Below are 14,574 nucleotides of genomic sequence, written 5' to 3'. Positions count from 1 at the left end.
CAATTTACTCTTCTGTTCAGCGCTTTTGAAGGGCTGTGTTCGGTTTTGGCGTGATAGCGATTTATTTATCAGCGCAGCGGCATGCATCATTAGCCGCTGTACTTTGCCTGGCGTAATACACTGGCTGTCGCCGCCTTATCAGGATTACCTGCTGCCACGTATCTTGTGCTGTAAAGCAGGCTATCCATAATTTTGTCGGGCTCAGCAATGTTTTTTTACTATTTTTGATAGAAAAAGGTGGATAGATGAGTAGAGAAATAGTCAAATGATTCTTATAGAAATGGCATAATTGTCATCTGGTGCGACCAGCGCTGGCGTGAGATTGGTGATGAGGTTGATTCGCATCAACGTCGCTACCCCGGTTATGAATGTTTTCTGAATGCCGGTATTTGCCTTCGATGGTACGATAAAATGCGCTGCCATCGATAAAATCCTGCTTTAGTGATAAGAATAGCAGGATTGGGGCTTAAAAAATAATCGACAGTATGCCAGGATAACCGTCAAGGGACTTCTCCGCTAAAATGGCGAAGTTTCTGGTGATAAAAAAAGCCGTTTTACGGTAAAAAACATTAAGTACTATTTACTATTTGGCGTTGTGAGTGCAACGTTCTGGAAAGTCAACTCAGGTGAGTCGTTTCAAACCTGCAATTGTGCAGCCAGCCATTTTTCAAGTTGCTGCCATGTTAATTAACGACTACGTCGCAGCTTCCTGCAACTTATGGGTTAGTGCTGCGAGCATTAACAACCTATCAGACGAAAGATACTATTTATTTGCGGGCCTGATTGTGAAAGATCGACGGGACCGGTATCACGAAAAGGAGCTTCTTACGTTAGCCGACAACGTAATGTGTTGAGGAAGATTCTTGTTCAATTTCTCGCCATTCTCGTTTTGTCACCGCTTTATCCGTTGGATAAAGTAAGTAGTAACACCAGGGTAGCTGTTTGTAAAAAAATCTAATAAGTGAAGAAAAAACATGACTAATGCAAATCGTCCAATACTTAATCTTGACCTCGATCTGCTGAGGACGTTTGTTGCGGTTGCGGATCTCAATACTTTTGCGGCCGCCGCCGCCGCAGTATGCAGAACGCAATCAGCAGTAAGCCAACAGATGCAGCGTCTGGAGCAACTGGTGGGCAAAGAGTTGTTTGCCCGGCATGGACGCAATAAATTGTTGACGGAACACGGCATCCAGTTACTGGGATATGCCAGAAAGATACTGCGCTTCAACGATGAAGCCTGTACCTCGCTGATGTACAGTAATATTCAGGGCGTGCTGACCATTGGCGCATCCGATGATACCTCCGACACCATTCTTCCGTTCTTACTGAACCGCGTCACGTCGGTCTATCCGAAGCTGGCGATTGATGTCCGTGTGAAGCGTAATCCATTTATGATGGAGATGCTGAACCAGGGTGAAGTGGATCTGGTGGTCACCACCTCCAGTCCAGGTAACTTTACCCATCAGGTTCTGCGTACGTCGCCAACGCTGTGGTATTGCGCCGCTGACTATATTTTTCAGCGTGGTGAAGCGATTCCACTGGTTCTGCTCGACGAACCAAGTCCGTATCGTGATATGGCTATCGACCATCTTAACGAAGCCGGTATTCCATGGCGTATCTCCTATGTCGCTTCTACCCTGGCGGCAGTACGCGCTGCGGTAAAAGCGGGGCTGGGCGTCACGGCGCGTCCGGTTGAAATGATGAGCCCGGAACTGCGCGTAATGGGTGCAGCGGAAGGCCTGCCAGTGCTGCCAGACACGCAGTATCTGCTGTGTCGCAACCCGGAAAGTGATAACGAACTGGCTCTGGCCATTTTTAATGCGATGGAGTCCAGCAACGATCCCTATAATCTGATTGTTGCGGGTCAGGACGGTGCAGTCCTGCTGGATGACGAAGAGTAATATCGTTAACCGAAACGATACCCGTTATCATTAAAATGCAGCTTTCGTCTGATTAACTGCAAAAAACAAGCCTCTTATCAGGATATCTTGATAAGAGGCTTTTTTATTGGTCTTTTCATCGCCGTTCCCCGTGTTTTAACCCCTTTCCGTTTTATTTTGTTTTATTTCAGTCTTTATTGTTTGTTGCGTAAATATAACCCTGTGAAATCACTTTAATAGTGGTTGCACATCGTGAGTAATTGTTATGGAAGCTGGCTGTTTTTTTATCATAAAGGCTAAAAGTGTGTTCTGGATCATAAAAATAACCCCATTAAGGGGCAGGAAAAAGCGCGGATTCCTGTCAAAATACGATTGTTAAATCATCGATCCCTGTTATGGATTTGCAGCTACACTATAATTTGTAGGGGTATACTGACTCGATTTAGCTCAATATCTGCGCATCATATGTTAAAAAAATGCTGCAACTGTAAAATAAGGTGTAGATACTTTTGTCAAAGTTGACAAAAGGTTATAGAAAGGGGTAAAAAACCCCATAAAATTGCTGCTTATTCATTAAAGACGGCAAAATTTATAAGGTTTTTCATCCTTCCCTTGAATCGATGTGGTGTGTTAACTGCCGTTATCAGAGCAGGACGCTGAGCACCACTTTTGATAAGTAAGCAGAGTGTATGTCAACAACCACTGAAGTTATCGCTCATCACTGGGCATTTGCTGTTTTCCTGATCGTCGCTATGGGTCTTTGTTGCCTGATGTTGGCTGGCGCATGGTTTTTGGGCGGAAGAGCCCACGGAAGGCACAAAAACACACCTTTTGAATCTGGTATCGACCCCGTTGGCAGCACGCAAATGCGTCTTTCTGCCAAATTCTATCTGGTAGCGATGTTCTTCGTTATCTTCGACGTCGAAGCCCTCTATTTATACGCATGGTCGACCTCTATTCGCGAAAGCGGCTGGGTCGGTTTTGTCGAAGCCGCCATTTTCATTTTGGTGCTGCTGGCTGGACTGGTTTATCTGGTGCGCATTGGTGCGCTGGATTGGGCTCCTGCACGTCGCCGTGTAGTAGTGAAAACCGACGTTATCAGCCACAACAACACCAACCGTCATACGCAGTAACAGCGAGGCATTAAGATGGACTATACGCTCACCCGCATAGACCCAAACGGTGAGAACGACCGTTATCCCCTGCAAAAACAGGAGATCGTTACCGATCCTCTGGAGCAGCATGTTCACCGCAGTGTCTATATGGGCAAACTCGAAAATGCCCTGCATGACATGGTGAACTGGGGTCGCAAAAACTCTCTTTGGCCGTATAACTTCGGTCTTTCGTGTTGCTACGTGGAGATGGTGACCTCGTTCACTGCCGTTCACGACGTGGCGCGTTTCGGTGCAGAGGTACTTCGTGCTTCTCCACGCCAGGCAGATTTTATGGTGGTTGCCGGTACGCCATTTACCAAAATGGCCCCGGTTATTCAGCGTTTATACGATCAGATGCTGGAACCGAAATGGGTGATCTCAATGGGCGCCTGCGCCAACTCTGGCGGTATGTATGACATCTACTCAGTGGTACAGGGCGTGGATAAATTCCTGCCGGTAGACGTCTATATTCCGGGTTGCCCGCCGCGTCCTGAAGCCTATATGCAGGCGTTGTTACTGCTGCAGGAGTCGATCGGCAAAGAGCGCCGTCCACTCTCATGGGTGGTGGGTGACCAGGGTGTTTATCGCGCCAATATGCAGTCAGAGCGTGAGCGGAAACGCGAAGAGCGCATCGCAGTGACGAACCTGCGTTCGCCTGACGAAATTTAAATATGGTTGCGGCCTGACACTCGCGTAAAAAAAACACAATTTATCACGCGAACCGCAACCTGACGCCAACACTGTGCGCCTGGCGACAGGCCAGAATGGTGAACAATTTATGACAGATTTGACCACGCAAGATCTCGCTCAGCCAGCATGGCAAACCCGGGATCACCAGGATGACCCGGTGATCGGCGAGCTGCGTAATCGTTTTGGGCCAGATGCTTTTACCGTTCAGCCAACCCGCACCGGTGTTCCGGTGGTCTGGGTTAAGCGTGAACAATTACTGGAAATCGGCGAGTTTCTGCGCAAACTGCCAAAACCTTATGTGATGCTGTTCGACCTGCATGGTATGGATGAGCGTCTGCGTACGCACCGCGACGGGTTACCGGCCGCAGATTTTTCCGTTTTCTACCATCTGATCTCCATTGAACGTAATCGCGACATTATGCTCAAGGTGGCATTGTCCGAAAACGATCTGCATGTGGCGACCTTCACCCGACTGTTCCCGAACGCCAACTGGTATGAGCGTGAAACTTGGGAGATGTTCGGCATTACCTTTGATGGTCACCCGCATCTGACGCGCATTATGATGCCGCCGACCTGGGAAGGGCATCCGCTGCGTAAAGATTATCCGGCGCGCGCCACTGAGTTCGATCCTTTTGAGCTGACAAAGCAGAAAGAGGACCTCGAGATGGAAGCGCTGACCTTCAAGCCGGAAGACTGGGGCATGAAGCGCGGCACCGCCAATGAGGACTTTATGTTCCTTAACCTCGGCCCGAACCACCCTTCGGCGCACGGGGCGTTCCGTATTATTCTGCAGCTGGACGGTGAAGAGATCGTCGACTGCGTGCCGGATATCGGTTACCACCATCGCGGCGCCGAAAAAATGGGCGAGCGCCAGTCCTGGCACAGCTACATTCCCTACACTGACCGTATTGAATACCTTGGCGGCTGCGTTAACGAAATGCCGTATGTGCTGGCGGTTGAAAAACTGGCGGGCATTAAGGTACCGGAACGCGTGGATATGATCCGCGTAATGCTTTCCGAGCTGTTCCGCATTAACAGTCACCTGCTGTATATCTCCACCTTTATTCAGGACGTCGGCGCAATGACGCCAGTGTTCTTTGCCTTTACCGATCGTCAGAAAATTTACGATCTGGTGGAAGCGATCACCGGTTTCCGTATGCACCCGGCGTGGTTCCGTATTGGCGGTGTGGCGCATGACCTGCCGAAAGGCTGGGAACGTCTGCTGCGCGAATTCCTCGACTGGATGCCAAAACGTCTTGATTCCTATGTGAAAGCGGCGCTGAAAAACAGCATCCTGATTGGTCGTTCCAAAGGTGTGGCGGCTTATGGCCGTGATGAAGCGCTGGCATGGGGCACCACCGGTGCTGGCCTGCGCGCCACCGGCGTCGACTTCGATGTGCGTAAATGGCGTCCGTACTCTGGCTACGAGCAGTTTGATTTCGAGGTGCCGATCGGCGATGGCGTGAGCGACTGCTATAGCCGTGTGATGCTGAAAGTGGAAGAGCTGCGTCAGAGCCTGCGCATTCTTGAGCAGTGCTACAAGAATATGCCGGAAGGTCCGTTTAAGGCTGACCATCCGCTGACGACGCCGCCACCAAAAGAGCGCACCCTGCAACATATTGAAACCCTGATCACTCACTTCCTGCAGGTTTCCTGGGGGCCGGTAATGCCGGCCAACGAATCCTTCCAGATGATTGAGGCGACCAAAGGGATTAACAGTTACTACCTGACCAGTGATGGCAGCACTATGAGCTACCGCACCCGTGTGCGTACGCCGAGCTTCCCGCACCTGCAACAGATTCCTTCCGTGATCCGAGGCAGCCTGGTATCCGACCTGATCGTATACCTCGGTAGTATCGATTTTGTTATGTCAGACGTGGACCGCTAATTATGCACGATCAAAAAATTGCGATCGAAACGATCGATGAGAATGAGGTCTTTGTGCTGAGCGCCACAGAACGTGACGCAATTGAGCATGAAAAACATCATTACGAAGATGCACGCGCAGCCTCAATTGAAGCGCTGAAGATCGTGCAGAAACAGCGTGGCTGGGTGCCGGATGGCGCAATCCATGCGATTGCCGAAGTGCTGGCGATTCCGGCCAGCGATGTCGAAGGTGTGGCGACATTCTACAGCCAGATCTTCCGCCAGCCGGTGGGGCGTCATGTGATTCGTTATTGCGACAGCGTGGTGTGCCATATCACCGGTTATCAGGGGATTCAGGCGGCGCTGGAGCAGAATCTGCATATCAAGCCAGGACAGACCACCACCGATGGCCGCTTTACCCTGCTGCCAACCTGCTGCCTGGGTAACTGCGATAAAGGCCCAACCATGATGGTCGACGAAGATACTCATGTGCATCTGACGCCGGAAACCATCGCCACTTTACTGGAGCAGTATCAATGAAACAGATCATTCGTACTGCCGAAATGCACCCGCTGACCTGGCGGATGCGCGATGACAAACAGCCGGTGTGGCTGGATGAGTATCGCAGTAAAAATGGTTATGCCGGGGCGGAAAAAGCGCTGAAAGGTATGGCGCCCGACGAGATCGTGGCGCTGGTAAAAGATTCCGGCCTGAAAGGGCGCGGCGGCGCGGGCTTCTCTACGGGTCTGAAGTGGAGCCTGATGCCGAAAGACGAAAGCATGAACATCCGTTACCTGCTGTGTAACGCCGATGAGATGGAGCCGGGCACCTACAAAGACCGCCTGCTGATGGAGCAGATGCCGCATCAGCTGGTGGAAGGGATGTTGATCAGCGCCTTTGCGCTGAAATCTTACCGTGGCTACATCTTCCTGCGCGGGGAATATATCGAGGCGGCGGTCAATCTGCGTCGCGCAATTGCCGAAGCCACCGAGGCGGGTTTGCTGGGGAAAAATATCCTCGGCACCGGTTTTGATTTTGAGCTGATCGTGCATACCGGCGCCGGTCGCTATATCTGTGGTGAAGAGACGGCACTGATTAACTCGCTGGAAGGCCGTCGCGCCAACCCGCGTTCCAAACCGCCGTTCCCGGCATCCGCTGGCGCCTGGGGCAAACCGACCTGTGTCAATAACGTTGAAACCCTGTCAAATGTGCCTGCGATCCTTGCCAACGGCGTGGAGTGGTACAAGGGTATTTCCAACAGCGACGATGCTGGCACCAAAATGATGGGCTTCTCTGGTCGGGTGAAAAACCCTGGCGTCTGGGAGCTGCCATTTGGCACCACTGCCCGCGAAATCCTCGAAGATTATGCTGGCGGCATGCGCGATGGCCTGAAATTTAAAGCCTGGCAGCCGGGCGGGGCAGGCACCGACTTCCTGACCGAAAGCCATCTCGATCTGCCGATGGAATTCGCCAGCATCGGTAAAGCTGGCAGCCGTTTAGGCACCGCGCTGGCAATGGCGGTCGACCACGAGATCAATATGGTGTCGCTGGTGCGCAATCTGGAAGAGTTCTTTGCCCGCGAATCGTGCGGCTGGTGTACGCCATGCCGTGACGGGCTGCCGTGGAGCGTCAAAATCCTGCGTGCGCTGGAGCAGGGTAAAGGTCAGCCGGGGGATATTGAAACCCTTGAGCAGCTTTGCCGTCAGCTCGGCCCGGGCAAAACCTTTTGTGCCCACGCGCCAGGTGCAGTAGAGCCACTGCAAAGCGCGATTAAATATTTCCGCGAAGAATTTGAAGCTGGCATCGCGCCACAGGTCTTTAGCAACGCCCGATCGATCGGCGGTATTCAGCCAAACCTGTTAAAAGCACGCTGGTAACGGTTAGGGAAATAAAAATTCGCGCGGTTTACCCGATTAAAAGAATTGTGTTTAACGCCTGATAACTCAGGCCTTACGGAAGCATGTTCACTATGGCTACAATTCATGTAGACGGTAAAGAATATGAGGTCGACGGCGCAGACAACTTGCTTCAGGCATGTCTGTCCCTTGGGCTCGATATTCCTTATTTTTGCTGGCACCCGGCGCTGGGCAGCGTAGGTGCTTGCCGCCAGTGTGCGGTGAAGCAATATCAAAATGCCGAAGATACCCGTGGTCGCCTGGTCATGTCCTGCATGACGCCAGCTTCCGACGGCACCTTTATCTCAATTGATGACGGTGAAGCGAAAGAGTTCCGCGAAAGTGTGGTGGAGTGGCTGATGACCAACCACCCGCACGATTGTCCGGTCTGTGAAGAGGGCGGTAACTGTCATCTTCAGGATATGACGGTGATGACCGGCCACAGCTTCCGCCGCTACCGCTTTACCAAACGCACCCACCGCAATCAGGATCTCGGGCCGTTTATTTCCCATGAAATGAACCGCTGTATCGCCTGTTACCGCTGTGTGCGGTACTACAAAGATTATGCCGATGGCACCGATCTGGGGGTGTATGGCGCGCATGACAACGTCTACTTTGGTCGTCCGGAAGATGGCACGCTGGAAAGTGAGTTCTCCGGTAACCTGGTGGAAATCTGTCCGACCGGGGTGTTTACCGATAAAACCCATTCCGAACGCTACAACCGTAAATGGGATATGCAGTTTGCGCCAAGCATCTGCCAGCAGTGCAGCGTCGGCTGTAACACCAGCCCGGGCGAGCGCTATGGCGAACTACGTCGTATCGAAAACCGCTATAACGGCACCGTAAACCACTACTTCCTGTGTGACCGTGGTCGTTTTGGTTATGGTTACGTCAATCTGAAAGATCGTCCACGCCAGCCAATGCAGCGTCGCGGCGACGACTGGATTGCGCTGAATGCCGACCAGGCGATGCAGGGCGCAGCGGACGTGCTGCGTCAGGCGAAAAAAGTGATTGGTATTGGTTCGCCACGCGCCAGCGTCGAGAGCAACTTTGCGCTGCGTGCGCTGGTTGGCGCGGAAAACTTTTCTACCGGTATCCCGGCAGCGGAGCAAACCCGTCTGGAGCTGATGCTGAAAGTGCTGCGCGAAGGCGGAATCCATACCCCGGCGCTGCGCGATATCGAAAGTTACGATGCGGTGCTGGTATTAGGTGAAGACTTAACCCAGACCGGCGCCCGTGTGGCGCTGTCGGTGCGTCAGGCGGTAAAAGGCAAATCACGCGAAATGGCGGCAGCGCAGAAAGTGGCTGACTGGCAGATCGCGGCGATCCTGAATATCGGCCAGAACGCCAGACACCCGCTGTTTGTCACTAACGTCGATGAAACCCGTCTTGATGATATCGCGGCGTGGAGCTATCGCGCGCCAGTGGAAGATCAGGCGCGTCTCGGCTTTGCCATTGCCCATGCGCTGGATAACAGCGCGCCGGCGGTGGAAGGGATTGAGCGCAGTCTGGCAGGCAAAATTGATGTCATCGTGCAGGCTTTGGCCGGTGCGCGTAAGCCATTGATTATTTCCGGCACTCATTCCGGTAGCCCGGCAATGATTGAAGCCGCCGCTAACGTGGCGAAAGCGCTGAAAGGGCGTGGTGCCGATGTCGGTATCACCCTGCTGGCCTCGGCAGCGAATAGCGTCGGACTCAGTATGATCGGCGGCAAATCGCTGGATGCCGCGCTGGAAGAGCTGGCCAGCGGCAGCGCCGATGCGGTGGTGATTATGGAAAACGATCTCTACCGTCAGGCGCCCGCCGCGCAGGTCGATGCGGCGCTGAACAATACGCAGAATGTGATTGTGATCGATCACCAGCGTACCGCCACCATGGAAAAAGCCGGTCTGATTCTCTCTACCGCCAGCTTCGCCGAAAGTGATGGCACGGTGGTCAATCAGGAGGGCCGCGCGCAGCGCTTCTTCCAGGTTTACGACCCGGCCTATTACGACACTACGGTGGAGATGCTGGAAAGCTGGCGCTGGCTGCATTCGCTGCACAGCACCGTTGAGAGTCGCAGTGTTGACTGGACGCAGCTGGACCATGTGATTGACGCTGCGGTCGCGGCGCTGCCACAGCTGGCGGCGATCAAACAAGCGGCGCCGGATGCCAGCTTCCGTATTCGTGGTCAGAAACTGGCGCGTTCTCCGCATCGCTCCAGTGGCCGTACCGCGATGCGCGCCAATATCAGCGTGCATGAACCGCGTCAGCCGCAGGATAAAGACAGCATGTTCTCCTTCTCAATGGAAGGGAACAACAACCCACTGGCCGATCGTCAGCAGATTCCGTTTGCCTGGGCGCCAGGCTGGAACTCACCGCAGGCGTGGAACAAGTTCCAGGCAGAAGTGGGCGGCAAACTGCGTCATGGCGATCCGGGTGTGCGTCTGTTTGAAGCCAGCGAAGGTCAGCTGGCGTGGTTTGAACAGGTGCCAGCCGCCTTTAGCGGCAGTGACCATCAGTGGCGCGTCGCGCCTTACTACCATCTGTTCGGCAGTGAAGAGATGACCCAGCGTGCGCCGGTGATTCAGACGCGCATGCCGCAGCCGTATGTGATGGTCAACCCGTCTGATGCCGCAAAACTGGGCGTTAATGCCGGTAGCGCGGTGGAGTTCAGCTGCGCGGGTCACCACCTGCGTCTGCCGGTGCGTTTCTCTGATGCTTTGCAGGCCGGACAGGTCGGTTTGCCGATCGGGTTGCCGGGCATTCCGCCGTACCTGTCAGGTGCGAATATTGACAATCTGCGGGAGGCGGCGCAATGAGCTGGCTAACTCCGGATGTTATCGACATCCTGCTGAGTATCCTGAAAGCGGTAGTGATCTTGCTGGTGGTGGTGATCTGCGGCGCCTTTATGAGCTTTGGTGAGCGTCGTCTGCTCGGTCTGTTCCAGAACCGCTACGGGCCAAACCGTGTCGGCTGGGGCGGCTCGCTGCAGCTGGTGGCTGACATGCTGAAGATGTTCTTTAAAGAGGACTGGATCCCGCCATTTACGGATCGGGTGATCTTTACGCTGGCGCCGATGATCGCCTTTACCTCACTGCTGCTGGCGTTTGCGATTGTGCCGGTCAGCCCGAGCTGGGTGGTGACCGACCTGAATATCGGTCTGTTGTTCTTCCTGATGATGGCCGGTCTGGCGGTCTACGCGGTGCTGTTTGCCGGTTGGGCGAGCAATAACAAATATTCCCTGTTGGGCGCGATGCGTGCGTCGGCGCAGACCCTGAGCTACGAAGTGTTCCTCGGCCTGTCGCTGATGGGCGTGGTGGCGCAGGCGGGTTCATTTAATATGACCGATATTGTCAACAGCCAGACGCATGTGTGGAATATTATCCCGCAGTTCTTCGGCTTCCTGACCTTCGCCATCGCTGGCGTCGCGGTCTGTCACCGTCATCCGTTTGACCAGCCGGAAGCCGAGCAGGAACTGGCCGATGGTTATCACATCGAATATTCCGGTATGAAGTTCGGTCTGTTCTTTGTGGGTGAATATATAGCCATCGTAACCGTCTCCGCGCTGATTGTGACGCTGTTCTTTGGCGGCTGGCACGGACCCTGGTTGCCTCCGTTTATCTGGTTTGCGCTGAAAACCGCGTTCTTTATGATGATGTTTATTCTGATTCGTGCTGCGTTACCGCGTCCGCGCTATGACCAGATGATGTCTTTTGGCTGGAAAGTTTGTCTGCCGTTGACGCTGTTGAACCTGCTGGCGACTGCCGCAGTGATTCTGTACACCGCGCAGTAAGGGGTTAAATAACCATGACATTGAAAGAGATAGTGGTTGGTTTCGCGACCCAGGTACGCAGCATCTGGATGATCGGGATGCATGCGTTCGCCAAACGCGAAACGCTGATGTATCCGGAAGAGCCGGTTTACCTGCCGCCGCGCTATCGTGGCCGTATCGTGCTGACGCGCGATCCGGACGGCGAAGAGCGCTGTGTGGCCTGTAACCTGTGTGCTGTCGCCTGTCCGGTTGGCTGTATTTCGCTGCAAAAGGCGGAGCAGCAGGATGGCCGCTGGTATCCGGAATTCTTCCGCATCAACTTCTCGCGCTGCATTTTCTGTGGCCTGTGTGAAGAAGCCTGCCCGACCACCGCAATCCAGCTTACCCCGGATTTCGAACTGGGTGAGTTTAAGCGTCAGGATCTGGTGTACGAGAAAGAGGACCTGTTGATTTCAGGCCCGGGTAAATATCCGGAGTATAACTTCTATCGTATGGCGGGTATGGCGATCGAGGGTAAAGACAAGGGCGACGCCGAAAACGAAGCCAAACCTATCGACGTCAAAGGCTTGTTACCTTAAGGAGCCAGGCATGGAATTTGCGTTTTATATTTGCGGACTGGTGGCGGTACTGACGACATTACGCGTCATCACCCACACTAATCCGGTACATGCGTTGCTGTATCTGATCATCTCACTGTTAGCGATTGCCGGGGTGTTCTTTTCACTGGGCGCTTACTTTGCCGGTGCGCTGGAGATCATCGTTTACGCTGGCGCCATTATGGTGCTGTTCGTGTTCGTGGTAATGATGCTTAATCTCGGTAAAGCGGTGCAGGAGCAGGAGCGTAAGTGGCTGAAACCGACATTGTGGATCGGACCCGGGGTGATGGCGTTGCTGCTGCTGGCAGTACTGATTTACGCGATTAGCACCGTTAACGATCAGGGTATCGAAGGCACCATGATTGATGCGAAAGCGGTCGGCATTAGTCTGTTTGGCCCTTATGTCCTGGCGGTTGAGCTGGCGTCGATGCTGCTGCTGGCAGGCCTGGTGGTGGCATTCCACGTCGGACGTGAAGATCGCCAGGGTGAGCTGTTAAGCAACCGCCCGGCGGATGCGGCAAAAAGTAACAAGGAGGAACAAGCATGATCCCTCTGCAACATGGACTGATTCTGGCGGCTATTCTGTTCGTTCTCGGACTAACCGGACTGGTGCTGCGCCGCAACCTGTTGTTTATGTTAATTAGCCTCGAAATCATGATTAACGCTGCGGCACTGGCGTTTGTGGTGGCGGGAAGCTATTGGGGACAGGCCGATGGTCAGGTGATGTATATCCTGGCAATCAGCCTCGCGGCGGCGGAAGCCAGTATTGGCCTCGCGCTGTTACTGCAGCTGCATCGCCGTCGTCAGACTCTGAACATTGACACAGTAAGCGAGATGCGCGGATGAATCTTCTTTACTTAACTATTCTGTTCCCGCTGATTGGCTTTTTGCTGCTGGCATTTTCCCGCGGTCGCTGGTCAGAAAATCTTTCCGCCACTGTTGGTATCGGTTCGGTCGGTCTGGCCGCGCTGGTGACGCTGTTCGCCGGAGTGGATTTCTTTAATCACGGTCAGCAGGCATTTAATCAGGCGCTGTGGACCTGGATGCAGGTCGGCAACTTTAAAATTGACGTCAATCTGACGCTGGACGGCCTGTCGCTGACCATGCTGTCGGTGGTCACCGGCGTTGGCTTCTTTATTCATATGTTTGCCTCCTGGTATATGCGTGGTGAAGAGGGCTATTCGCGCTTCTTCGCTTATACCAACCTGTTTATCGCCAGCATGGTGATTCTGGTGCTGGCCGATAACCTGATGCTGATGTATCTCGGCTGGGAAGGGGTGGGGCTGTGCTCCTACCTGCTGATCGGTTTCTACTACACCAACCCGAATAACGGCGCGGCGGCGATGAAGGCGTTTATCATCACCCGTGTCGGTGACGTGTTCCTTGCCTTTGCACTGTTTATTCTGTGGAACGAGCTGGGTACGCTGAACTTCCGCGAAATGGTCGAACTGGCGCCAGCGCACTTTGCTGCTGACAATCATATGTTGCAGTGGGCGACGCTGATGCTGCTGGGTGGTGCCGTAGGTAAATCCGCGCAGCTGCCGTTGCAGACCTGGCTGGCCGATGCGATGGCTGGCCCGACGCCGGTTTCCGCACTGATTCACGCGGCGACCATGGTGACAGCGGGGGTTTATCTGATTGCCCGTTCACATGGCCTGTTCCTGCTGACGCCGGAAGTGCTGCATCTGGTGGGGATTATCGGCGCGATTACGCTGGTGCTGGCAGGTTTTGCCGCGCTGGTGCAGACCGATATTAAACGCGTGCTGGCTTACTCCACCATGAGCCAGATTGGCTATATGTTCCTCGCGCTTGGCGTGCAGGCGTGGGATGCGGCGATTTTCCATCTGATGACCCATGCTTTCTTTAAAGCGTTACTGTTCCTCTCTTCCGGTTCAGTCATTCTGGCCTGTCATCACGAGCAGAACATTTTCAAAATGGGCGGCCTGCGTAAAAGCATCCCGTTAGTTTATGTCTGCTTCCTGGTGGGTGGCGCGGCGCTGTCAGCACTGCCGCTGATAACCGCAGGCTTCTTCAGTAAGGATGAGATCCTGGCGGGAGCGCTGGCAAACGGTCATCTGAATCTGATGGTTGCCGGTCTGGTGGGGGCATTTATGACCTCGCTGTATACCTTCCGTATGATTTTTATCACCTTCCACGGTGAAGAGCAGATCCATGCGCATGCAGGTAAAGGCATCACCCATCATCTGCCACTGATTGTGTTACTGATTCTCTCAACCTTTATTGGTGCGATGATTGTTCCGCCGTTGCAGGGCGTGCTGCCTGATACCACGGAACTGTCGCACGGCAGCGTCCTGACGCTGGAAATCACCTCTGGCGTGGTGGCTATCGCCGGTATTCTGCTGGCCGCATCGCTGTGGCTGGGCAAACGTAAACTGGTGATCGCGGTCGCTAACAGCCCGGTTGGCCGCTTCTTCAGCAGCTGGTGGTTTGTCGCATGGGGCTTCGACTGGCTGTACGACAAAGTGTTCGTGAAACCTTATCTTGCTGTCGCCTGGCTACTGCAACGCGATCCGCTGAATGGTCTGATGAACACCCCGGCAATCCTGTCGCGCTTCGCGAACAAGGGACTTGTGGTCAGTGAAAACGGCTATCTGCGCTGGTATATCGCCTCCATGAGTGTCGGCGCCGTGGTGGTGCTGGCCCTGCTGCTGGTGATTTAAGGTTAGTGAGCGGGGTGGGGCAAGCCTCATCCCAGAATAAGAAATTTGAAAATAAACC

Annotated in this window: 12 protein-coding genes and 1 pseudogene; 12 read left to right on the top strand and 1 reads right to left on the bottom strand. The window is 53.8% G+C overall.

The genetic code is table 11. From position 1 onward, the window contains the following. Positions 1–261: 261 nt before the first annotated feature. Positions 262–423, bottom strand: a complete 162-nt coding sequence (locus J2125_RS04220) for a hypothetical protein (protein WP_017803422.1) — start codon at positions 421–423, stop codon at positions 262–264. 551 nt (positions 424–974) lie between these two features. Between J2125_RS04220 and lrhA the strand changes: the two genes are divergently transcribed. From lrhA to nuoL, 12 genes and pseudogenes are all read left to right on the top strand, one after another. Further along, positions 975–1,901 carry a transcriptional regulator LrhA gene (lrhA, locus tag J2125_RS04215; protein ID WP_026112029.1) on the top strand — a complete coding sequence of 309 codons (927 nt, stop codon included), beginning with the start codon at positions 975–977 and terminating at the stop codon, positions 1,899–1,901. 668 nt (positions 1,902–2,569) lie between these two features. After that, positions 2,570–3,013, top strand: coding sequence for an NADH-quinone oxidoreductase subunit A (locus J2125_RS04210; protein WP_026112030.1), 444 nt, complete (start codon positions 2,570–2,572; stop codon positions 3,011–3,013). A 15-nt stretch (positions 3,014–3,028) separates the two neighbouring features. Further along, the gene (locus J2125_RS04205) at positions 3,029–3,703 is read left to right on the top strand and encodes a NuoB/complex I 20 kDa subunit family protein (RefSeq protein ID WP_017803426.1); all 675 of its coding nucleotides are present in this window, start codon (positions 3,029–3,031) and stop codon (positions 3,701–3,703) included. A gap of 95 nt (positions 3,704–3,798) precedes the next feature. Next, positions 3,799–5,612, top strand: a pseudogene (gene nuoC / locus J2125_RS04200) (NADH-quinone oxidoreductase subunit C/D). Between the two features lie 2 nt (positions 5,613–5,614). Further along, a complete protein-coding gene (nuoE, locus tag J2125_RS04195; RefSeq protein ID WP_017803428.1) occupies positions 5,615–6,130 on the top strand; it encodes an NADH-quinone oxidoreductase subunit NuoE in 516 nt (171 codons plus the stop codon). Continuing rightward, the gene (nuoF, locus tag J2125_RS04190; RefSeq protein WP_017803429.1) at positions 6,127–7,467 is read left to right on the top strand and encodes an NADH-quinone oxidoreductase subunit NuoF; all 1,341 of its coding nucleotides are present in this window, start codon (positions 6,127–6,129) and stop codon (positions 7,465–7,467) included. The genes nuoE and nuoF overlap by 4 nt, the downstream gene beginning before the upstream one ends. Before the next feature lie 92 nt (positions 7,468–7,559). Then, positions 7,560–10,286, top strand: a complete 2,727-nt coding sequence (gene nuoG / locus J2125_RS04185; protein WP_017803430.1) for an NADH-quinone oxidoreductase subunit NuoG — start codon at positions 7,560–7,562, stop codon at positions 10,284–10,286. Next, the gene (gene nuoH / locus J2125_RS04180) at positions 10,283–11,260 is read left to right on the top strand and encodes an NADH-quinone oxidoreductase subunit NuoH (protein ID WP_017803431.1); all 978 of its coding nucleotides are present in this window, start codon (positions 10,283–10,285) and stop codon (positions 11,258–11,260) included. The genes nuoG and nuoH overlap by 4 nt, the downstream gene beginning before the upstream one ends. A 14-nt stretch (positions 11,261–11,274) precedes the next feature. Next, positions 11,275–11,817, top strand: coding sequence for an NADH-quinone oxidoreductase subunit NuoI (gene nuoI / locus J2125_RS04175; protein ID WP_017803432.1), 543 nt, complete (start codon positions 11,275–11,277; stop codon positions 11,815–11,817). Between the two features lie 10 nt (positions 11,818–11,827). Then, positions 11,828–12,382 carry an NADH-quinone oxidoreductase subunit J gene (nuoJ, locus tag J2125_RS04170; protein WP_017803433.1) on the top strand — a complete coding sequence of 185 codons (555 nt, stop codon included), beginning with the start codon at positions 11,828–11,830 and terminating at the stop codon, positions 12,380–12,382. Then, positions 12,379–12,681 carry an NADH-quinone oxidoreductase subunit NuoK gene (nuoK, locus tag J2125_RS04165; protein WP_017803434.1) on the top strand — a complete coding sequence of 101 codons (303 nt, stop codon included), beginning with the start codon at positions 12,379–12,381 and terminating at the stop codon, positions 12,679–12,681. The genes nuoJ and nuoK overlap by 4 nt, the downstream gene beginning before the upstream one ends. Next, positions 12,678–14,516, top strand: coding sequence for an NADH-quinone oxidoreductase subunit L (gene nuoL / locus J2125_RS04160; protein ID WP_017803435.1), 1,839 nt, complete (start codon positions 12,678–12,680; stop codon positions 14,514–14,516). Before nuoK ends, nuoL begins: the two co-directional genes overlap by 4 nt. Positions 14,517–14,574: the final 58 nt, after the last annotated feature.

Source organism: Winslowiella toletana (genome assembly GCF_017875465.1).
Taxonomy (GTDB): Bacteria; Pseudomonadota; Gammaproteobacteria; order Enterobacterales; family Enterobacteriaceae; genus Erwinia; species Erwinia toletana.
This window is presented reverse-complemented; position numbering and strand designations above follow the sequence as displayed.

Excerpts from the sequence above, each read along its gene's own strand:
- nuoF (WP_017803429.1), top strand. The coding sequence starts at position 6,127 with ATGAAACAGATCATTCGTACTGCCGAAATGCACCCGCTGACCTGGCGG.
- nuoL (WP_017803435.1), top strand. The coding sequence starts at position 12,678 with ATGAATCTTCTTTACTTAACTATTCTGTTCCCGCTGATTGGCTTTTTG.
- lrhA (WP_026112029.1), top strand. The coding sequence starts at position 975 with ATGACTAATGCAAATCGTCCAATACTTAATCTTGACCTCGATCTGCTG.
- nuoH (WP_017803431.1), top strand. The coding sequence starts at position 10,283 with ATGAGCTGGCTAACTCCGGATGTTATCGACATCCTGCTGAGTATCCTG.
- nuoK (WP_017803434.1), top strand. The coding sequence starts at position 12,379 with ATGATCCCTCTGCAACATGGACTGATTCTGGCGGCTATTCTGTTCGTT.
- J2125_RS04205 (WP_017803426.1), top strand. The coding sequence starts at position 3,029 with ATGGACTATACGCTCACCCGCATAGACCCAAACGGTGAGAACGACCGT.
- J2125_RS04210 (WP_026112030.1), top strand. The coding sequence starts at position 2,570 with ATGTCAACAACCACTGAAGTTATCGCTCATCACTGGGCATTTGCTGTT.
- J2125_RS04220 (WP_017803422.1), bottom strand. The coding sequence starts at position 423 with ATGGCAGCGCATTTTATCGTACCATCGAAGGCAAATACCGGCATTCAG.
- nuoG (WP_017803430.1), top strand. The coding sequence starts at position 7,560 with ATGGCTACAATTCATGTAGACGGTAAAGAATATGAGGTCGACGGCGCA.
- nuoJ (WP_017803433.1), top strand. The coding sequence starts at position 11,828 with ATGGAATTTGCGTTTTATATTTGCGGACTGGTGGCGGTACTGACGACA.
- nuoI (WP_017803432.1), top strand. The coding sequence starts at position 11,275 with ATGACATTGAAAGAGATAGTGGTTGGTTTCGCGACCCAGGTACGCAGC.
- nuoE (WP_017803428.1), top strand. The coding sequence starts at position 5,615 with ATGCACGATCAAAAAATTGCGATCGAAACGATCGATGAGAATGAGGTC.